The 19,597-nt window shown below is 72.7% G+C and carries 17 protein-coding genes; 13 read left to right on the top strand and 4 right to left on the bottom strand.

Annotated elements, in window-relative coordinates; translation table 11 throughout:
- The first annotated feature begins 35 nt into the window (after positions 1 to 35).
- Positions 36 to 743 (top strand): TetR/AcrR family transcriptional regulator, encoded by a 708-nt coding sequence (locus IEZ27_RS47095; protein WP_125648692.1) that lies wholly within the window; start codon positions 36 to 38, stop codon positions 741 to 743.
- On the opposite strand, the gene IEZ27_RS47090 is transcribed toward IEZ27_RS47095, so the two are convergent.
- Entirely contained in the window at positions 669 to 980 is a 312-nt protein-coding gene (locus IEZ27_RS47090; RefSeq protein ID WP_189653198.1) for a DUF4190 domain-containing protein, read from the bottom strand. The genes IEZ27_RS47095 and IEZ27_RS47090 overlap by 75 nt on opposite strands.
- Positions 981 to 1,098: 118 nt before the next feature.
- Between IEZ27_RS47090 and IEZ27_RS47085 the strand changes: the two genes are divergently transcribed.
- On the top strand, positions 1,099 to 1,890 hold the full coding sequence (locus tag IEZ27_RS47085; protein ID WP_125648686.1) for an ion transporter: 792 nt from the start codon (positions 1,099 to 1,101) through the stop codon (positions 1,888 to 1,890).
- Positions 1,891 to 1,965: 75 nt separating this feature from the next.
- Here the strand turns inward: IEZ27_RS47085 and rpsD are convergent, their stop codons facing one another.
- Positions 1,966 to 2,580, bottom strand: a complete 615-nt coding sequence (rpsD, locus tag IEZ27_RS47080) for a 30S ribosomal protein S4 (protein ID WP_189653230.1) — start codon at positions 2,578 to 2,580, stop codon at positions 1,966 to 1,968.
- A 52-nt stretch (positions 2,581 to 2,632) separates the two neighbouring features.
- Here rpsD and IEZ27_RS47075 point away from each other — a divergent pair, with 52 nt between their 5' ends.
- The 3 genes from IEZ27_RS47075 (at position 2,633) to IEZ27_RS47065 (ending at position 5,782) form a co-directional block, all read left to right on the top strand.
- Entirely contained in the window at positions 2,633 to 3,349 is a 717-nt protein-coding gene (locus IEZ27_RS47075; RefSeq protein ID WP_229824988.1) for a DUF2470 domain-containing protein, read from the top strand.
- A gap of 79 nt (positions 3,350 to 3,428) precedes the next feature.
- Positions 3,429 to 4,055: a hypothetical protein gene (locus IEZ27_RS47070; protein WP_189653197.1), complete on the top strand. Its 627-nt coding sequence runs from the start codon at positions 3,429 to 3,431 to the stop codon at positions 4,053 to 4,055.
- 335 nt (positions 4,056 to 4,390) lie between these two features.
- Positions 4,391 to 5,782, top strand: a complete 1,392-nt coding sequence (locus IEZ27_RS47065) for an MFS transporter (RefSeq protein ID WP_189653196.1) — start codon at positions 4,391 to 4,393, stop codon at positions 5,780 to 5,782.
- 105 nt (positions 5,783 to 5,887) lie between these two features.
- Here IEZ27_RS47065 and IEZ27_RS47060 read toward each other — a convergent pair whose 3' ends face one another.
- Entirely contained in the window at positions 5,888 to 6,520 is a 633-nt protein-coding gene (locus IEZ27_RS47060) for a TetR/AcrR family transcriptional regulator (protein ID WP_189653195.1), read from the bottom strand.
- 52 nt (positions 6,521 to 6,572) lie between these two features.
- On the opposite strand from IEZ27_RS47060, the gene IEZ27_RS47055 reads away from it, so the two are divergent.
- Positions 6,573 to 8,147: an ABC-F family ATP-binding cassette domain-containing protein gene (locus IEZ27_RS47055; protein ID WP_189653194.1), complete on the top strand. Its 1,575-nt coding sequence runs from the start codon at positions 6,573 to 6,575 to the stop codon at positions 8,145 to 8,147.
- Here IEZ27_RS47055 and IEZ27_RS47050 read toward each other — a convergent pair.
- A complete protein-coding gene (locus tag IEZ27_RS47050) occupies positions 8,144 to 9,355 on the bottom strand; it encodes an ROK family transcriptional regulator (RefSeq protein ID WP_189653193.1) in 1,212 nt (403 codons plus the stop codon). The genes IEZ27_RS47055 and IEZ27_RS47050 overlap by 4 nt on opposite strands.
- A 139-nt stretch (positions 9,356 to 9,494) precedes the next feature.
- Between IEZ27_RS47050 and zwf the strand changes: the two genes are divergently transcribed.
- The 7 genes from zwf (at position 9,495) to IEZ27_RS47015 (ending at position 19,420) form a co-directional block, all read left to right on the top strand.
- A complete protein-coding gene (gene zwf, locus IEZ27_RS47045; protein ID WP_189653192.1) occupies positions 9,495 to 10,973 on the top strand; it encodes a glucose-6-phosphate dehydrogenase in 1,479 nt (492 codons plus the stop codon).
- Positions 10,970 to 12,913, top strand: coding sequence for a phosphogluconate dehydratase (gene edd, locus IEZ27_RS47040; RefSeq protein ID WP_189653191.1), 1,944 nt, complete (start codon positions 10,970 to 10,972; stop codon positions 12,911 to 12,913). Before zwf ends, edd begins: the two co-directional genes overlap by 4 nt.
- A 67-nt stretch (positions 12,914 to 12,980) precedes the next feature.
- The gene (locus IEZ27_RS47035) at positions 12,981 to 13,946 is read left to right on the top strand and encodes a glucokinase (RefSeq protein ID WP_125648659.1); all 966 of its coding nucleotides are present in this window, start codon (positions 12,981 to 12,983) and stop codon (positions 13,944 to 13,946) included.
- 60 nt (positions 13,947 to 14,006) lie between these two features.
- Complete coding sequence (gene eda / locus IEZ27_RS47030) at positions 14,007 to 14,621, top strand: bifunctional 4-hydroxy-2-oxoglutarate aldolase/2-dehydro-3-deoxy-phosphogluconate aldolase (RefSeq protein ID WP_125648656.1); 615 nt, start codon at positions 14,007 to 14,009, stop codon at positions 14,619 to 14,621.
- Between the two features lie 435 nt (positions 14,622 to 15,056).
- Complete coding sequence (locus tag IEZ27_RS47025; RefSeq protein ID WP_189653190.1) at positions 15,057 to 15,839, top strand: IclR family transcriptional regulator; 783 nt, start codon at positions 15,057 to 15,059, stop codon at positions 15,837 to 15,839.
- A gap of 224 nt (positions 15,840 to 16,063) precedes the next feature.
- On the top strand, positions 16,064 to 17,200 hold the full coding sequence (locus IEZ27_RS47020; RefSeq protein ID WP_189653189.1) for a cytochrome P450: 1,137 nt from the start codon (positions 16,064 to 16,066) through the stop codon (positions 17,198 to 17,200).
- 120 nt (positions 17,201 to 17,320) lie between these two features.
- On the top strand, positions 17,321 to 19,420 hold the full coding sequence (locus IEZ27_RS47015) for a serine/threonine-protein kinase (RefSeq protein ID WP_268246127.1): 2,100 nt from the start codon (positions 17,321 to 17,323) through the stop codon (positions 19,418 to 19,420).
- Positions 19,421 to 19,597: the final 177 nt, after the last annotated feature.

The following is a 19,597-nucleotide window of genomic DNA, read 5'->3' as shown; positions in this document are numbered from 1 at the left end:
TTTGGGGTCACTGCAAATTGGGTATCATGGGCCGTATGGAAGAGGGGCTGCGGGAGCGCAAGAAGCGCGAGACCAGGCAGCGCATCGCGGACATGGCGATGGGGCTGTTCATGACGCGTGGGTTCGACAACGTGACCGTGGCGGAGATCGCGCGGGCCGCCGACGTGTCGGTCAACACGGTCTTCAACTACTTCCCGACGAAGGAAGACCTGTTCGCCGACCGGCAGGAGCTGGTGACCGACCTGCCGCAGCAGGTGGTGCGGGGGCGCCGGCCCGGCGAGAGCGTCGTACGTGCCTTCCGCCGCGACTTCATGGAGGCCGTGGAGTCACGCCACTGGCGCTACGGGCTCAACGCGGGCGGCGACATCTTCGCCCGCATCGTGAACGAGAGCCCGTCACTGGTCGCCAAGCTGCGCGAACTCCACGTCGCGCGGGAGCGGGCGCTGGCCGAAGTGCTGGCCGACGAGCTCGACGCCGACCCCGACGACCTGACGCCGCAGGTCGTGGCCACGCAGATCCTCAACACGACCAGGGTGCTCACCGGCCACGCGGTGACCCGGATGCTGGCCGGCGAGGGCTGGGAGACGATCGCGCCCGACCTGGAGGCTCAGGCCGCGGCGGCCTTCGACCTGCTGGAGTCGGGCATCGGCGGCTACTGCGTACGGCCGCTAGTTGCTGGAGAAGATGGCCGACAGGATGCCGGCCCCGAGGCCGAGGACCATGAACCCGGCTCCGATGATTAGCAGGATCGTGGCGATCATGCCGCAGATCCGGCCGGCCTGCACCGCGCTGCGGTTGTCGTAGGGGTAGCCGCTGCCGTCGATCTCCTTGAGCGCCTTGTTGCCCATCGACCAGGCGAAGGGGCCGAGGATGCCGCAGACGACCAGGCTCAGGATGCCGAGCACGAGGATGGTGGTGCCGTTGGGGTGGGTCTGGGGCGGCGGTCCGTAATAGGACGGACCATAGTTCGGATACGACATGCCCCTTGCGCCCCCTCGCCCCTGTGACTATCAGGTGGGATTTATACCACAGGCAACTCCTTGATCATGTTGCTGCATCATGGAACGGCACATGACCGATCATTAGGAGCCTGCCCCCGTGCGTGAACGCGTCCATGCCCTCCTCGCCGACCGGCGTTTCCAGCGCTTCATCGTCGGCGTCATCCTGGTCAACGCGGCCACCCTCGGCCTGGAGACCGTCCCCGCCGTCGTCGGCGAGTTCGGCCACGTGCTCGTCGCGATCGACCACATCGCCCTCTACATCTTCGTGGCCGAGCTGGCGGCCAAGATCTACGTCGAGCGCTCGGCGTTCGTACGCGACCCATGGAACCTGTTCGACACCGCGATCGTGGGCATCGCCCTGGTCCCGGCGACGGGCGGACTGTCGGTGCTGCGCTCGCTGCGCATCCTGCGGGCCCTGCGCCTGCTGTCGGTGGTGCCGAGCCTGCGGCGGGTGGTCTCGGCGCTGCTGCGCGCGCTGCCCGGGATGAGCTCGATCGTCCTGTTGCTCTCCCTGGTGTTGTACGTCGCCGCCGTCATGGCCACCAAGCTGTACGGCGGCGCCTCCCCCGAACGCTTCGGCAGTCTGCCGACCTCGCTGTTCACCCTCTACCAGACGATGACGGGCGACGACTGGGGCAACATCGCCCGCGAGGTCATGACCGCCCACCCCACCGCCTGGATCTTCTTCACCATCTTCATCCTGGTGTGCACGTTCGTCGTGCTGAACCTGTTCATGGCGGTCGTGGTGAGCGCCATGGACGAGGAGTCGGCCGAGGAACGGGCCGCGCTGGAGCAGGACAACACCGTACACACCCAGCGCATCCTGGACGAGCTGAGCGCCCTGCGCCGCGAGGTCGCCGAGCTACGCCGGCAAGGCGTCTCCGGCTGACCCCGCGCCGCTCGCCGGTCACGGCCGCCGGGGCCGTGACCGGCGGTCATGGCGAAGTGCGAGGTCAGGTCGCGGCTAGCGCGAGTAGAACTCCACCACGAGCTGCTCGTCCACGGGGACGGCGATCTGCTCGCGCTCGGGCCTGGAGACGAGGGTGAAACGCAGGTCGGCATGGTCGGCCGACAGGTAGGGCGCGAGGCGTTCGTCGGCGTGCACACCCTCGGCGGCGGCCACGAAGGGCTGCATACGCCGCGAGCGCTCCCGTACGGTGATGATCTGGCCAGGCTTGACCAGGTAGCTGGGGATGTCCACCTTGCGGCCGTCCACGGCGATGTGGCCGTGGCTGATGTACTGCCGGGCCGCGTAGATCGACGGGGCGAAGCCGGCCCGCAGCACCAGGGAGGCGAGGCGGGTCTCCAGGATCGTGACCAGCTCGGCGCCCGAGGCGCCCGGCTTGCGCACCGCCAGGTCCCAGTAGCGGCGCAGCTGCCGCTCCGACACGTCGTAGTACCAGCGCAGCTTCTGCTTCTCCAGCAGCCGCAGCCCGTAGTCGCCGGTGTTGCGGCGGTTGGTCTTGCGGCCGTGCTCGCCCGGCGGGTAGGGGCGCTGCTCGAAGTAGCGGACGGCTTTCCTGGTCAGCGGGACGCCCGCGCGACGCGACAGTCGCACCTTCGGGCCGGTGTAGCGCACGTTCACCTCGGTGTGGTTAGGTAATCCTTACTTAGGTAAGGCTAACCTACCAGTGGATGTGATCTCAATGTTGCCCCTCGCCGAGCGGATCCGTACTCTCGCCTCGACCTCGACGCTGGCCAAGCTCACGGTGGACGGCGGCCACTCCCCCGCCCGTGGTGGCGTGGACGAGGGGGGCCGTCCGGTGTTGCTGGTGCACCCCGGCGAGCCGCTGCACGGACTGCGCGAGGACGCGGTGGTCGCGGTGAACCTGACCGCCATGCGCCGGCTCGGCACGGTGACGCACCCGCGGGCGATGATCGAGGTGCAGGGCTGGGCGGAGGCCGTACCGGAGTCGCAGGCCCGCTCGGCGGCGGTGGCGGTGGCGGCGCAGTGCGCCGACGAGGGCCTGTTCGAGGCTTTGGAGCGGTACGGCCGGCCGGACGCCCCCCGCCTGCTGCGCCTGGACGTGGCCCAGGTCGTCTACCTGACCGGCCAGGAGTCGGGCATGCTCGACGCCGACGACTACCTCGGCGCGACCCCCGACCCGCTGACCGAGACGGCCGAACGGGTTGTCGCGCACGTCAACGAGTCCCACCGGCCGCAGCTCACCGCGGGTGTGGCCAGGCAGCTCGGCGAGGACCCCGGCGAGGTGTGGTTGTGGGAGCTCGACCGGTACGGCGCGACCGTGCGCGTGGACGACTCGCTGGTGCGCTTCCCGTGGCCGGTCCCCGCCCGCTCGGGCCTGTGCCTGGAGACGGCGCTGCGCGGCCTGCTGTGCGGGTGTTGATCACGATTGACTGCGTGTTTTCCGGTCAGCCGTCCACTACTGGCTGACCCATGCCCACAGGTCACTACGATCGGAGGACGTGAGCGGATCCCATCGAGCAACGGCCACGCCCGCCTCCCCCAAGCCCGGGGCGAACGCGCGGCGCGGGCGTGCGCTGATGACCGCCGGGGTGCTGGCGGGCACGCTCATGCTGGCCACGGCGGGGGCGTTGATGGGCGACGCGTTCAACTCGCCCGGCCTCGATCCCGTGGACTGGCCGCACGGGGGGCGGTGGACGTCCAGCGAGCCGAATCCGGCGGCCGTCGACTCCGGTCCCGTCGTGGCGAAGTCGTCGGAGCCGGCCGCCGTCACCTCCTCCGGCGTCCCTGACCCCGCCAGGACCCGTACGGGCCGGACCGCGACCGGCACGAGACCCACGGCGACCGGCACGGGCCGTACCGTGGCAGGCACAGGGCCCTCCGCGTCCGACTCCAAGCCCGCCGCGGTCCGCCCGGGCGCCGAACGGGAGACGCGCCGACCGGGCTCGACCACCCCCGGCACCGCCGCCACCTCCCCCGCCAACCCGCCGTCGCCCTCCCCCTCGCGCGGCTCCACCCCGCGTCCCACGACGCCTCCGCCGAACACCTCCGCACCGACGAACACCCCCACCCACCCGCACGGCACACCCCCAGGCCGCCACCCCTCCAAGACCCACGGCCCCCGCTGACCCGCCGCCCCACGCCCCCGACCGGTCCCGCCACCGGCCCGCTCCTCGCCCGACCGGTCCCGCCGCCCGCCCTACGCGCCTGACCGATCGCAGCCCGCCATGCGCGCACGGCCGCGCCGCCGAGCCTCCTCCGCGACAAGCCCGCAGGCCCCACCTTCCGAAGTGCCCCAATGCGCGCCTTTCGAGCCGCTCTCTCGGCGTCGCCACATCCCTCCGCCTCCCGAGGGCGCACACCCTTGCACCGGCTCGGCATCTCCCGGCCTTCAATGTGGAATGAAGCGTTCCGTTCTGTTATTGTGGAACAGAGCAAACCGTTCCGATCCTGGAGGCCAGAGATGACCGCCCTCGACATCCGTCCCGCGGACACGTCGCCCGCCGAGCAGCCGTACCGTCGCCGCTGGGCCGCGCTCGCGGTCGTCCTCGCCGGGTCCGTCATGGAGCTCCTCGACGCCACCGTCACCACCGTCGCCGGGCCCACCATGCGGTCCGACCTCGGCGGCGGCACGTCGCTCATCCAGTGGCTCGGCGCGGCGTACACGCTGGCCATGACGGCGGGGCTGCTGACCGGCGGGCGGCTCGGCGACATCGTCGGGCGCAGGCGCATGTTCCTCATCGGGATCACCGGGTTCACGATCGGCTCGCTGCTGTGCGCGGTCGCGTTCTCGCCCGAGACCGTGATCGCGGCCCGGGTCGTACAGGGGTTGTTCGGGGCGGCGATGATCCCGCAGGGCATGGGGCTGATGAAGGAGATGTTCCCGCCCAAGGAGTTGCAGACGGCGTTCGGGCTGTTCGGGCCGGTCATGGGGTTGTCGGCGGTGGGCGGGCCGATCCTGGCGGGTGTGCTGACCAGCTTCGACTGGCGGCTGATCTTCCTGATCAACCTGCCGATCGGCGTCGGGACCGCGCTCGCCGCCCTACGCCTCCTGCCGCGGAACCGTCCGGCCGGCGGCGTACGGCTCGACCTGCCCGGCGCGGCGCTTGCCTCCCTGGGCACCGTGCTGGCCGTCTTCCCGCTCGTGCAGGGCGGCGAGTACGGCTGGCCCGCCTGGACGTACGCGATGCTGGCCGCCTCCGGCGCGGTGTTCGTGATCTTCGGCGCCTACGAGCGCAGGAAGGCCGCGCGCGGTGGCGACCCGCTGGTGGCGCCGAGCCTGTTCGCCAAGCGGGCGTTCGTGGCCGGGATGGCGACCGGTACGGTCTACTTCGCGGCCTTCGCGGGGGTCCTGTTCGTGGTCGGGCTCTACACCCAGCTCGAGCTCGGCTTCTCGCCGCTCAAGTCGGCCCTGACCGGGGTGCCCTCGTCGCTCGGCATGATCGCGGGCATGGGCATCGCGCAGGCCACGGCCCGGTACGGCCGGCGCGTGCTGCTGTCGGGCGCGGTCGTCATGGCGACCGGCGTGCTGCTCGTCATCGCGATCGCCGGGCCCGGCGTCACCCCGTGGCAGCTCGCCCCCGCGCTGGCGGTGACCGGACTGGGCAGCGGACTGATCATGAGCCCCTACTTCGGGATCGTGATGGCCGCCGTCGAGCCGGGCGAGACCGGGTCGGCCTCGGGTGCGCTCACCGCGTTGCAGCAGGTCGGCGCGGCGCTGGGAGTGGCTCTGCTGGGGTCGGTCTCCTTCGGGTCCGGCGGCGCGGAGGCGGCGCTGTGGGTGGCGGCCGGGATGATCGCCCTGACGTTCGCGGCCGGGCTGCTGCTGCCCCGCCAGGCGCGCGCCGACTTCTGACCGCCCCCGAAAGACCGGCCCTGAAAGACCGGCCCTGAAAGACCGGCCCTGAAAGACCGGCCCTGAAAGACCGGCCCCGGCAACCGGGGCCGGTCTTTCGGCTGGTCAGGGGTGGCCGGTCTCGCGGGCCATTCCGTGCAGGAGGTAGGCGAGGCCGGTGTCGAAGGTGGCGTCCCAGTCGTGGCCGAGGCCGTGCTCGGCCAGCGCCGGGTAGCGGGCGGCCCGCTCGCGCAGGAACGCCCCGGCGTCGAGCCCGTCGCGGCGCTGCCAGGTGACCTGCATGATGACCGAGCCCATGACGTAGTTGGACAGGCTGTAGGCGGCCCGAGGGCCGTCGAGGCCCGCCCCGGACAACGTCCGATAGAGGAACTCGGTACGGTCCAGGGCGTTGGGGCCCATGAGCGGGCGGTCGAGGATGGTGGCCGACCAGGGGTGGCGCAGCAGTGCGGCGCGCCAGCCGCGCATCAGGTCGCGCGCGGCCGTCCGCCAGTCGTCGCGGTCCCCGGGCAGCGGGACCTCGCCGAAGACGGCGTCGAGCGCCAGGTCCAGGACGTCCTCCTTGGTACGGACGTGCCAGTAGAGGGTGGTCGAGCCGGTGTCGAGGCGTTCGGCCAGGTGGCGCATGGTCAGCTTGCCCACGCCCTCCTCGTCGAGCAGCGCGAGCGCCTCGGCGACGATCCGGTCGAGCGTCAGCCTGGGCTTGGCGTCCTTGCGGGGGCGCACCCATACGTTGTCCACGACACGGATAATACGTTGTACGCGAACCGGATCGATGGTCTAGTAATGGAACATGGGTCATATCGAGGTGAGCGGCGTGACGTACCTGCTGCCCGACGGGCGGCCGTTGTTGCTGGAGGCGTCGTTCAAGGTGGGCGAGGGCGCCAAGGCGGCGCTCGTCGGCCCCAACGGCGCGGGCAAGACGACGCTGTTGCGACTGATCGCGGGCGATCTGCGGCCCGACGACGGGCGGATCTCCACCGGCGGCGGCGTCGGGGTGATGCGGCAGTTCCTGGGCACGGGGAGCGTGCGTGACCTGCTGCTGGGCGTCGCGCCCGCACGGGTGCGGGAGGCCGCCGCCGAGCTGGACCGCGCAGAGTCGGAGATCAGGGCGTGCGACGACGAGCCGCGGCAGCTCGCCTACGCCCAAGCCGTCTCCGACTTCGCCGACGCGGGCGGCTACGAGCTGGAGGTCGTGTGGGACGCGTGCGCGACCGAGGCGCTCGGGCTGCCGTACGAGCGGGTCGCGGCCCGCAGCCTGGCGACGTTGTCCGGCGGGGAGCAGAAGCGGCTGATGCTGGCGGCGCTGCTGCGCGGCCCGGACGAGATCCTGCTGCTCGACGAGCCGGACAACTACCTGGACGTGCCGGCCAAGCAATGGCTGGAGCGGGCGGTCAGGGGGTCGGCCAAGACCGTGCTGCTGGTCTCGCACGACCGGCGGCTGCTGGCCGAGGCGGCCGACCGCGTGGTCACCGTGGAGGGGCGCGAGGTGTGGGTGCACGGCGGCGGCTTCGCCGGCTACGCCGAGGCCCGCAGGCGGCGCGGCGAGCGACTGGAGGAACGGCGGCGGCGCTGGGAGGACGAGCGGGCCAGGCTGCGCCGGCTCGTGCACGTGCTGCGACAGCGCTCGGCCAACAACGACGCGCTGGCGGGGGCGTACCGGTCGGCGGTCTCCAGGCTGGAGCGGTTCGAGCGCGAGGGGCCGCCGAGCCGCCCGCCGAAGGAGCAGAACGTCCGGATGCGGCTGCGCGGGGGGCGTACCGGGAAACGGGCCGTGACGTGCGAGGACCTGGAACTGACCGGGCTGGTACGGCCCTTCTCCGCGCAGCTCGCCTACGGCGAGCGGGTCGGCGTGCTCGGCCTGAACGGCACCGGCAAGAGCCACTTCCTGCGCCTGCTGGCCGGTGAGCCGGTCGCGCACACCGGCGTGGCGCGGCTGGGCGCCCGCGTCGTCCCCGGCCACTTCGCCCAGACCCACCTGCGGCCCGACCTGCGCGGACGGCCGATCGCCGAGCTGGTGACGCAGACGTACGCACTGACCAGGAACGAGGCCATGGCGGCGCTGGCCCGCTACGAGCTGGCGCCGGCCGGCGGCCAGAGGTTCGAGACGTTGTCCGGCGGCCAGCAGGCCCGGCTGCAGATCCTGCTGCTGGAGTTGTCCGGCGCGACGCTGCTGCTGCTCGACGAGCCGACCGACAACCTCGACCTGGCCAGCGCGCAGGCGCTGCAGGAGGGCCTGGACGGCTTCGAGGGGACGGTGCTGGCGGTCACGCACGACCGCTGGTTCGCCGACGACCTGGACCGTCACCTGGTCTTCGGCGCGGACGGGGTGGTGCGGGAGAGCGCCGAACCCCGCTGGGACCTCTAGCTGGAGGCGGCCAGGCCGCGCTCGCGGCGCAGCGTCGAGACCGTCATCGTCTCGTCCACCGCCTCCGGCGAGAGCACGTGGTCGAGCACCATGACCGCGCAGCCGCTGATGCCCGCCCCCGCGCCGAGCCGGCTCGGCTCGATGCGCAGCCGCCGGGTCGCCAGGGCGGTCGAGCGGCGGTAGACGACCTCGCGGATGCTCGACACCAGCGGGCCGAACGCCTCGGCCACGTCGCCGCCGAGCACCACGACCGACGGGTTGAGGATGTTGACCGCCCCGGCCAGCACCTCGCCGATCCTGCGGCCGGCCGTGCGAACCGTCGCCATCGTCTCGGCGTCGCCGGCGCGTACCAGCGCGGTCACGTCGGCGATGGTCCTGACGTCCTTACCCGCCTCGCGCAGGTCGCGCAGCAGCGCGGTGCCGCTGGCGACGGAGTCGACGCAGTCGGTGTTGCCGCAGCGGCACAACACGCCGCCGCCGTCGAGCACCGGGATGTGGCCGATCTCGCCGGCCGCGCCCATCGCGCCGCGCAGGATCTCGCCGCCGGCGATCACGCCCGCGCCGATCCGGGTGGAGACCTTCACGAACATCAGGTCGTCGAGGTCGGGGTAGGCGCCGCGGTGCTCGCCGATGGCCAGCACGTTGACGTCGTTGTCCACGAGCACCGGTACGGGGAAACGCTCGCGGATGACGGGCGGGATGACCACGCCGGTCCACGAGGCCATCACCCTGGCGCTCTCCGTACGGCCCTGGGCGAACTCGACCGTGGCGGGCACGCCCATGCCCACGCCCTTGATCAGGGAGCGGGGGCGGTCGCCGAGCAGGTCGTCCCAGGTGTCCATGAGCAGCGGGAGCACGGCGTCGGGGCCCAGCTCGACGTCGATGAAGAAGTCCTGGCCGGCCAGCTCGCGCCCGGCCAGGTCGCAGACCGCGACCCTGGTGCGGCTCGCGCCGAGCGCGGCCACCAGGACGACGCCGCCGCCGGAGTTGAACTCCAGCCGGACCGGCGGGCGGCCGCCGGTGGAGGGGGCGTCGGTGCGCTCGACGACCAGGCCGCGTTCGAGCAGCTCGCCGACACGCAACTGCACCGCCGGGCGCGACAGGCCGGTCACCCGGCCGAGGTCGGCGCGCGTGACGGCCTCTCCCGTGCGGATGAGGCGGAGCACCTCGCCACTCGTGGCGAGGGTCGCGGTGGTACGTCGAGGCATCGGCCAAGTGAATCACATGGGCTTCGGTAATGGAAAGTGAAGACTTTTTCATCTCAGATGCCAAAACTCCGCTTGTGTACGACCCGAACTCTCGTTAGTGTCCGTTCTGTCCTTCTTGGTAGATCAACGGAGCTTCGTTTTGTCCCCCCTCTCGACTGCCGGCCCTGCCCATACCGCAGATCTCGTCGTCTTCGGCGGCACCGGCGACCTGTCCATGCGCAAGCTGATCCCGGCGCTCTACCACAGCGACAGGGACGGCCGGCTGTCCCCGGAGACGCGCGTCATCGCCATGTCCCGGGGCGGGCTGACCGACGCCGACTTCCGCGGCAAGGTGGACGCCGAGGTACGCGACCAGGTCCCCGTGGACGACCCCGCCATGTGGCAGCGCTTCCTCGGCCGCCTGCACCACGTGTCGGTGGACGTCGGCGGCGAGGACAAGTCCGGCTGGGGCGCGCTGACCAGGCTGCTGGCCGGTCACGAGCAGCGCGACCGGGTGTTCTACCTGGCCAGCCCGCCGATGACGTTCGGCCCCTTCTGCCGCGAGCTGGAGGAGGCCGGCCTGGTCACGCCGCTCTCGCGGGTGGTGCTGGAGAAGCCGCTCGGCCGCGACCTGCCCAGCGCGCAGCGGATCAACGACGAGGTCGGCGCCATCTTCGACGAGCGCCAGATCTTCCGCATCGACCACTACCTGGGCAAGGAGACGGTGCAGAACCTGCTGGTGCTGCGCTTCGCCAACGCCTTCCTCGAACCGATCTGGAACTCGTTGTGGATCGACCACGTCCAGATCACCGCCGCCGAGACCGTCGGCACGCCGGGCCGGCGCGGCTACTACGACCACGCGGGCGCGCTGCGCGACATGGTGCAGAACCACCTGCTCCAGCTCCTCACGCTGACCGCGATGGAGCCGCCGGCCCGCAACGACCGCGAGTCCATCCGCGACGAGAAGGTCAAGGTGCTGCAGTCGCTGCGGCCGATCGTCGGGACCGAGGTGGACCGTTTCACCGTGCGCGGCCAGTACACCGAGGCCGACGGCATGCCGTCCTACCTGGACGAGCCCGCCTCCACGCCGACGACCGAGGCTTCGCGGCGGGTGGAGACGTTCACCGCGATCCGCGCGGAGATCAAGAACTGGCGGTGGGCGGGAGTGCCGTTCTACCTGCGTACCGGCAAGCGCATGCCGTACCGGCGGTCGGAGATCGTGGTGCAGTTCAAGGACGTGCCGCACTCCATCTTCCCCGGCGGCACGCCGAACCGCCTGGTGCTGCGGCTGCAGCCCGAGGAGGGCATCGAACTGCACATCATGGCCAAGGAGCCGGGCGCGGGCGAGGTGATGCTGAAGCCGGTGCCGCTGTCGCTGAGCTTCGGCAAGACGTTCACGGCGCGGGTGCCGGAGGCGTACGAGCGGCTGCTGACCGACGTACTGGCGGGCAACCCGACGCTGTTCATGCGGCGTGACGAGGTGGAGGCGGCCTGGCGCTGGATCGATCCGATCCTGGCGGCCTGGGAGTCCTCCGCCGACCTGCCCGAGCCCTACCCCGCGGGCACCACCGGCCCCGCCGGGGCACACGAACTGCTCGGCCGCAGCGGTCGCGCCTGGCACGAGGAGGAAGACCTGTGAATTCCGTCATCCAGGAGATCACCGATCGGATCGCCGAGCGCAGCGCGGCCAGCCGTACCGCCTATCTGGCGCGGATCCGGCGCGACGGCGAGGCGGCGCGGGCCAAGGGACCGGCGCGGGCCCACCTGGGCTGCGCGAACCTGGCGCACGGCTTCGCGGCCGCGCCCGAGGAGGACAAGCCGTCGCTGCGCGGCTCGGCCAAGCCCGGCGTGGCCATCGTGACCAGCTACAACGACATGCTCTCCGCCCACCAGCCGTACGAGACCTACCCGCCGGAGCTGAAGGCGGCGGTGCGCAGGGCGGGCGGCGTGGCGCAGGTCGCCGGCGGCGTGCCCGCGATGTGCGACGGCATCACGCAGGGCCGCGCGGGCATGGAGCTGTCCCTCTACAGCCGCGACGTGATCGCCATGGCGACCGCCGTCGCGCTGTCGCACGACATGTTCGACGCGACGCTGCTGCTGGGCGTCTGCGACAAGATCGTGCCGGGCCTGTTCATCGGCGCGCTGCACTTCGGGCACCTGCCGGCGATCTTCGTCCCGGCCGGGCCGATGACGTCCGGGCTGCCGAACAAGGTCAAGGCGCGTACCCGGCAGCTCTTCGCCGAGGGCAAGGTCGGACGGGCCGAGCTGCTGGACGCCGAGGCCGAGTCCTACCACTCCCCCGGCACCTGCACCTTCTACGGCACCGCCAACTCCAACCAGGCGCTGATGGAGGTCATGGGCCTGCACCTGCCCGGCTCGACCTTCGTCAACCCGCACACCGAGCTGCGCCACGCCCTCACCGAGGCGACCGGCCGCCGCGCCGTGGAGATCACCGCGCACGGCCCGGAGTACACGCCGATCGGCGAGCTGGTAGACGAGAAGTCGATCGTGAACGCGTGCGTCGCGCTGCTGGCCACCGGCGGCTCCACCAACCACACGCTGCACCTGGTCGCCATGGCCGCCGCCGCGGGCCTCGTGCTGACCTGGGACGACCTGGCCTGCCTGTCGCGCGTCGTGCCGTCGCTGACCAAGATCTACCCCAACGGCCAGGCGGACGTGAACCACTTCCGCGACGCCGGCGGCATGCAGGTGCTCATCGGCGACCTGCTGGACGAGGGCCTGCTGCACGGCGACGTGCTGACCGTCGCCGGGCCCGGCCTGGACCGCTACCGCGAGGCGCCGACGCTGACGGACGGCACGCTGACCTGGGCGCCGGTCACGGGCGGCAGCTCCGACCTCGGCGTGCTGCGCCCGGTCGCCGAGCCGTTCTCGGCCGACGGCGGCATCCACATGCTCGAGGGCAACCTCGGCCGGGCCGTCAGCAAGGTCTCGGCGGTCAAGGCCGAGCACCTGGTGATCGAGGCCCCGGCCAAGGTCTTCGACGACCAGCTCGACCTGCTGCGCGCCTTCGAGGCCGGCGAACTCGACGGCCAGGACTTCGTGGCCGTCATCCGCTACCAGGGCCCCAGCGCCAACGGCATGCCCGAGCTGCACAAGCTCACGCCGCCGCTGGCCGTGCTGCTCGACCGCGGACAGCGGGTGGCGATCGTCACCGACGGCCGCATGTCGGGCGCCTCGGGCAAGGTGCCCGCGGCCATCCACCTGTCCCCCGAGGCCGCCGACGGCGGGCCGATCGCGCTCGTCCGCGACGGCGACGTGATCAGACTCGACTCGGCCGCCGGGACGCTGGAGCTGCTGGTGCCCGCCGAGGAGCTGGGCCGCCGCACGCCCGAGGGCCGGCCGCTGAGCGACGCGGAGTGGGTCGGCACGGGACGTGAGCTGTTCGCCGCGTTCCGCCGCATGGCCGGGCACGCCGAGCAGGGCGCCGGGATCTTCGGGGTGAGCGGCGCCGAGTCGCCCCACCACGGTCCCGGGCTGGGCTTCCCCACCGAGGCGGGCGCCTCCCACCTGGAGACGGGCACGCCGGTGGGCAGCCGGGCCACCGGACTGCCCCGGTGAGGGTTCGTGGCATTCTTCCGGTGACGGCGTGCGATCTTGGCCTCGCCCGGAGCACCGGAGGTGTGCGATGAGTGCCTTTGACCTTCCCTGGCTGGTCGCCGACATCGGGGGGACCAACGCCCGGTTCGGGCTGGTCACCTCGCCGCAGGCCCGGCCCTCGAACGTCGCGGTGCTGGCCGGCTCCGCCTACGCCACCCTGCCCGACGCCGTGGACGCCTACCTCGCCGAGCACGCGGGCGGGGCGCGACCTGGCGCGGCCTGCCTCGCGCTGGCCGGGCCGATCGACGGCGACCGCTACCGGCTGACGAACTCGGCGTGGGCCGGGTCCGTACGCGACCTGGGCATCCCGTACGCGGTGCTGCTCAACGACTTCGAGGCGCTGGCCGTGTCGCTGCCCCACCTGGAGGGCGGCGACCTGGTCTCCCTGGGCGGGCCCGAACCCTCCCACGGCGTCAAGGCGGTGCTGGGGCCGGGGACCGGGCTCGGCGTGGGCGGGCTCGTGCCCACCGACCGGGGCTGGACGCCGATCCCGGGCGAGGGCGGGCACGTCACGGTGCCGGTGATCGACCGGCGGGAGCAGGAGATCGTACGGGTGCTGCAGGCCGGGGGCCTGACGCACGTGGTGGCCGAGCACCTGCTGTCCGGCCCCGGCCTCGTACGCCTGCACCGGGCGCTGGCCCAGGTCAACGGCGTGGCCGCGCCCGACCTGACCGCCTCCGACATCGTGGCCCGGCTGGACGACTCGCTCTGTGCGGAGACCGTCGAGGTGTTCTGCGAGATGCTGGGCGGCTTCGCCGGGAACGTCGCGCTCACCCTGGGCGCCAGGGGCGGGGTCTATCTGGGCGGCGGCGTGCTGCCCCGTATCGTGGAACGCGTACGGGCCAGCGGCTTCCGTGCCCGGTTCGTCGGCAACCCTGACATGCCCCGCTACCTGGAGGCGATCGCCACCACCCTGATCGTCGCGCCCCAGCCGGCGCTCACCGGCGCGGCCGCCTGGCTGCGCCAGCGGGCCACCACCGAGCTCGTGGGCTGACGCACAACCTGATCATCACTAGATCGGCCGTGAACCCCGGCCGATGAGGAGAAGACTCTCATGAGCTTGCTCGACCTGGCCCCCGTGATCCCCGTCGTGGTGATCGACGACGTGGCGACCGCCGTGCCGATGGCCGAGGCGCTGGTCGCGGGCGGGCTGCCCGTCATCGAGGTGACGCTGCGCACGCCGGCCGCGCTCGGCGCGATCGAGCGGATCGCCTCGGAGGTGCCGGGGGCCACGGTCGGGGCGGGCACGATCCGTACCACGGCCGACATCTCGGCGGCCGTGGCTGCCGGGTCCCGGTTCCTGGTGTCGCCGGGCACGACGTTGTCGCTGGTCGAGGCGCTGGAGGCGAGCGGGGTGCCGTACCTGCCGGGGGCCGCCACCGTTTCGGAGGTGATGGCGCTGGCCGAGCGGGGGATCAAGGAGCTGAAGTTCTTCCCGGCCGAGGCGGCGGGCGGCGTGCCGTACCTGAAGTCGCTGGCCGGGCCGCTGCCGGACGTACGTTTCTGCCCGACCGGCGGCATCCGGGCCGAGAGCGCCGCCGACTACCTGGCGCTGCCCAACGTGGGCTGCGTGGGCGGAAGCTGGCTCACCCCCGCCGACGCACTGGCCACGGGCGACTGGGCCCGCGTGGAGAAGCTCGCCGCCGACGCGGCCGCCCTGCGCCGATAACCCCGAAGACCGGCCAGGGACGACGGGCTTCGCGCCTTCGTCCCTGGCCTTCGCCTTCGCGCCTTCGTCCCTGGCCTTCGCCTTCGCGCCTTCGTCCCTGGCCTTCGCGCCCTCACCCCTGGCCTTCCCGCACTCGGCGGCCGGGGACCGCGTGCGGCGGTACTCGTGGACGGCTGTCGCACCCAGGCACACGTTCCCTCGGTGGTGACGCTCCTCCGTGCCGGCGGGGGTGGACGGTGGTGAGCGGGCACTTGCGCCCATAATTCCGAATATATGCGCAAAACCCCCGCCGAAGTGGCCGTTTCCGTGTACGCGGAGATCATCAGCCCGCGCCGAACCGGGTATTCGGACGCGCGGCGGCGGGGTAGGGCAAGGGTTGTCAAGCCGCAGCCCCGGGAAGCCCCATCCGCTCCTCGGAGAGCGAAAGGGACCACCATGCCGCTGGAAACGGCCCGTAAGGAAGACCTCGCGCGTCCGGTGACGACGCCGGGGAGCCTGGAGCGGGGCATCGACATCCTTCTCGCGCTGAGCGCGGCGCCCCGGCCGGTCAGCCTGGCCCAGCTCTGCCGGAGCACGGGCCTGCCCAAGTCGACCGCCCACCGGATCCTCGGCGTACTGTGCGCGCGCGAACTGGTCCGCCGCGTGGGCACCGGCTACCTGCCGGGCAGGCAGCTGGAGACGATGGCGGGCATCGCCCGCGGCCGCATCCCGGGCTCGCGGCGGGTGGTGCTGCCGTACCTGCTGTGCCTTCAGGAGACCACCCGGCAGACGGTCAACCTGGCCGTGCCCGCCGGGCTGGAGGCCCGCTACGTCGAGCGCCTGTACGACCACGACCGCGTACGCTCCCGCTCCGACGGCACGGACCTCGCGCCGCTGCACTGCACGGCGACCGGCAAGGCGCTGCTGGCCTTCGACCCAGGCCTGCGCGAGGAACTGCTCGGCCGCGGCGGCTTCGAACGCCTGACCCGCCGTACGATCACCGGCCAGGCCGCGCTGGAGCGGGAACTGGCCCAGGTCCGCCGGTACGGCGTGGCGTACGCGCAGGAGGAGTACACCGAGGGCGTGTCGTGCGTGGCCGCCCCGGTCTTCGGCCCCGGCGGCGGCGTGTGCATGTCGGTGGGGGTGGCGGCCCCGGCCACATCGGCGCCGCTGGCCCGGCTCGGCCTCACGGTACGCGGCGCCGCCCAGGCGATCACGGCCGCGCTCGTGGCGGCCTGAGGCGTTCCGGCCCTTGGAACGCTCCATAAGGCGCGGCCCGAAAACGTTCCGCCCACCGAGACCCCCGCTTGCGCGACCGGCGGACGGGCGATCGCATGAGCCCATGGACTTCCTTCCCGCTCCGGCCGCCGTCCCGGCCACCGAGGCGGCGCCCGCGGCCCGCCGAGGTCAGGCTCGGACGACCCCGGGCACGCGGGCGCCGACCGGCCCCGGAGAGGGCACGCGTGCCTAGAGGCCTGCCCAGGGCCACCGTGCTGGAGAGCCTGCGCCTGACCGCCGCCCTGCTGCCCCCGGGCACGCCGCACGCGAGGCCCGGACTCGACCTGCTGCGCTCCCGCTCCCTGCTGACCGGCCTGCAGATCCGGTACGGCGGCCGTCCCGTGCTGGTCCGCGGCCCGCGCCGCACGGCCCTGGTGGTGTTGTCCCAGCGGGACGCCGAACGCGTGTTGTCCGAGCCCGCCTTCGTCCCCGCCGTGCGCGAGCGGGCCGCCGGGCTGCCCTGCGACGTACTGCGACCGGCGTTCACCGAGGTGGCGCGGGAGGAGGCGGCGGCGCTGACCGAGGGCGTCGTCGACTACGCCAGGCTGGAGGCGTGCTGGCAGCGGGTGGCGCGGCGATGCGTCTACGGCGCCGGCGCGGCCGGCGACGAGGAGCTGAGCACACTGCTCGCCCAGGTCAGGCGCGCGGGAAGGGGCCGCGCCAGACGCCGCCAGGAGATCCTGTCCGGCCGCTACGACGCCCGCATCCTCGACCACCTGCGCCGCGCCGAGCCCGGCACCCTCGCCGGACTGCTCGCCCGGACCAGCGGCCCGGAGGCGCGCGGCCTGCGGCAGGCCGCCTTCTGGCTCATGGGCTTCAGCGTGACCGCCGCGAGCCTCATGCGCACCCTCGCGCTGCTGGCCACCTACCCCGCCCAGCGCAAGTGCGCCCGCGCCGACTCCGACTACCTGCGCGCCTGCCTGCGCGAGGGCCTGCGCCTGTGGCCGCCGGTCCCGGCCCTGTCCCGGATCAGCACCGAGGAGACCGACTGGTACGGCGTCCCGGTGCCCGCCGGCACCCACGTGCTCCTCCCGTTCGCCCCGCACCAGCGCAGCGCGCGCCTGCCGTACGCCGACTCCTTCGCCCCCGAGATCTGGCTCGACGGCACCGCCGCCGACGAATGGTGGGCCCTGCCACGCTGCGACGGCGTGCACCTCATGCTCGCCGTCGGCACCGCCTTCCTGGGCGGCATCCTGGCCTCGGCCCGCCCGAAGGCGTCCGGCCGGCCGCTGTCGCCGCACCGCCCGCTGCCCCAGACGCTCAACGCCGCCCGCCTGCGGGTGACGATGCGGCCGCTGAAGCGGCGTCCGGCCCAGAGCTGAACGGTCTTCGTCGCCACCGGGCCGCGGCTTCTCCGTTAGAGTCTGGGGTGGAAAATTGCGTACCGGCGGAGGAAACGGTTCGGTTTGCGACGGGATGACGACGGCGAGAGGACGGCGACCGTGGGGCGCTCGGCAGGCACTCCGCTGAAGCCTGAGGATCCGCCGGAAATCGGCCCCTACGAGTTGGTCAGCCGGCTCGGCTCGGGGGGCATGGGCACCGTCTACCTCGCCAGGGGCGCGGACAGGGTGAAGGTCGCGCTCAAGGCCATCAGGCGTGACTTCACGGCCGACCCGGTCTACCGGGCGCGCTTCCACGAAGAGGTGTCCAACGCGCGCAAGGTGGCCTCGTTCTGCACCGCGCGGGTGCTCGACCACGGCGAGGACCGCGGGGTTCTCTACCTGGTCACCGAGTACATCGACGGCATCTCGCTGGAAGACCACCTGATCGAGCACGGCGCCCTGTCGTCGTCGGTGCTGCACTCGGCGGCCGTGGGCGTGGCGGCGGCGCTGACCGCCATCCACGCCGCGGGGCTGGTGCACCGCGACCTCAAGCCCGCCAACGTGATGCTGACGCTGGCCGGGCCGCGGGTGATCGACTTCGGGCTGGCCCGCTCGACGCACGTCGAGTCCCGGCACACGAACGCCGGCATGGTGATGGGCACGCCCGGATGGATCGCTCCCGAGCAGGTCTTCGAGGGGCGTACCAGCCCGGCGGGCGACGTGTTCGCCTGGGGTTCGCTGATCGCGTACGCGGGGCTCGGCGGGCACCCCTTCGGGGAGGGGGACGCGTACGTGATGGCGGCGCGGGCCCGTACCGCGCCGCCGGACCTGCGCGGGCTGCCCGCGCCGCTGGACCGGCTGGTCGCCGCGGCCATCCACCCCGACCCGGCACGCCGCCCGGCGGCCAAGCAGCTCCTGCTGGAGCTGGTGGGGGCGGCCGACGAGCCCGCGGCGCAACTCGCCGCCAGCAAGCACCTGACCAACGCGTGGAACCCGTCGGAGTTCCCGCCGCTGCACCACATGACGCCCCCGGCCGAACGCACCGGCCCCCGCCCCCCGATGCCCCCGTCGGCCGAACGGCCGCACCAGGCGCAGATGCCGCCGATGCCGTCCGCGCCCGAGCCCACGGGAGCACGCCCGCCTCACACGCCCTCTGCGGCCGACCACACGGGAGCACGCCCTCCGCACGCGCCCTCCGCGGCCGAGAGCACCGGCCCGCGCCCGCCCATGCCCGCACCCGCGGACCACCCGGGATCACGCGCGACGCCGTCCCCGGTCGAACGCACAGGCCCCCGCCCCCCCATGCCCTCCCAGGCAGACCACGCCGGCCCACGCCCACCGCAGCCGCCCTCCACGTCCGACCACACCGGAGTGCGCCCGCCCCACACGCCTTCCGCGGCCGACCACACGGGAGCACGCCCTCCGCACGCGCCCTCCGCGGCCGACCACACGGGAGCACGCCCTCCGCACGCGCCCTCCGCGGCCGAGAGCACCGGCCCGCGCCCGCCCATGCCCGCGCCCGCCGAGCGCCCAGGGCCGCGCGCGCCGCAGATGCCCGCCCCGGCTGAGCGCCCAGGGCCGCGCCCGCCGCTGATGCCGCCCCCCGTGGACAGGACCGGGAACATCCCGCTCCCCCACCACCAGGCAACCGGTCAGAGCCCGCTCTCCCATCACCAGACCACCGGTCAGGGCCCGCTGCCCCCGCACACGACGGGCCAGGGTCCCCTGCCCGGGTACGTCCCTCCGCGCCGCAGGCGCAGCACCTTCACCGGCTGCGTGACCGCGCTGGTGATCGCGATCGTGCTCCTCGTGGTGGTGCTGGCCACGCTGGCCTGGATCTTCCGCTCATCCACGATCGGCGAGGAAGGCCCGGTGAAGGACGGGACGCTGACGTTCGCGGTAACCGACACAAAGTGCCCCAGAGCCGCAAAGTCAGCCACCCACCGCAGTTGCCAGGTCATGGTCAAGGTGAACAACGTCGGCCAGGAGGCCCGCGTTCTCTACCCCGGCCAGCAGAAGCTGATCGACAAGGACGAGGCACTGCACGGCGGGAACAAGCTCCTGGACAAGGGCGGCGCGGAGATCACCTCGACCCGCATCGCCCCCAGCCAGTCCTTCACGGGCACGCTGGTGTTCGACCTGCCGAGAAGCATCGAACCGGCCGGACTCGAAGTACACGACTCAGACCTGAGCCCCGGCGCCCGCCTAGCCCTGAGCTAACACCACCCACCACCCGAGACTCCCCACCCCGAGGCTCCCCCCTCACCCGTGCACCACCGCCCGGGGCCGAACGTCACCACCCATGCACCATCGCCCCCCGTGCTCCACCGCCCGGGGCCGAACGTCACCACCCGTGCTACACGGCCACCCGTGCTTCACCGCCGAGGCCGAACGTCA

The sequence above is a fragment of the Nonomuraea spiralis genome, from assembly GCF_014648435.1.
Taxonomy (GTDB): Bacteria; Actinomycetota; Actinomycetes; order Streptosporangiales; family Streptosporangiaceae; genus Nonomuraea; species Nonomuraea spiralis.
The sequence above is the reverse complement of the archived record's forward strand: the minus strand, read 5'-3'. Positions and strand labels throughout refer to the sequence as shown.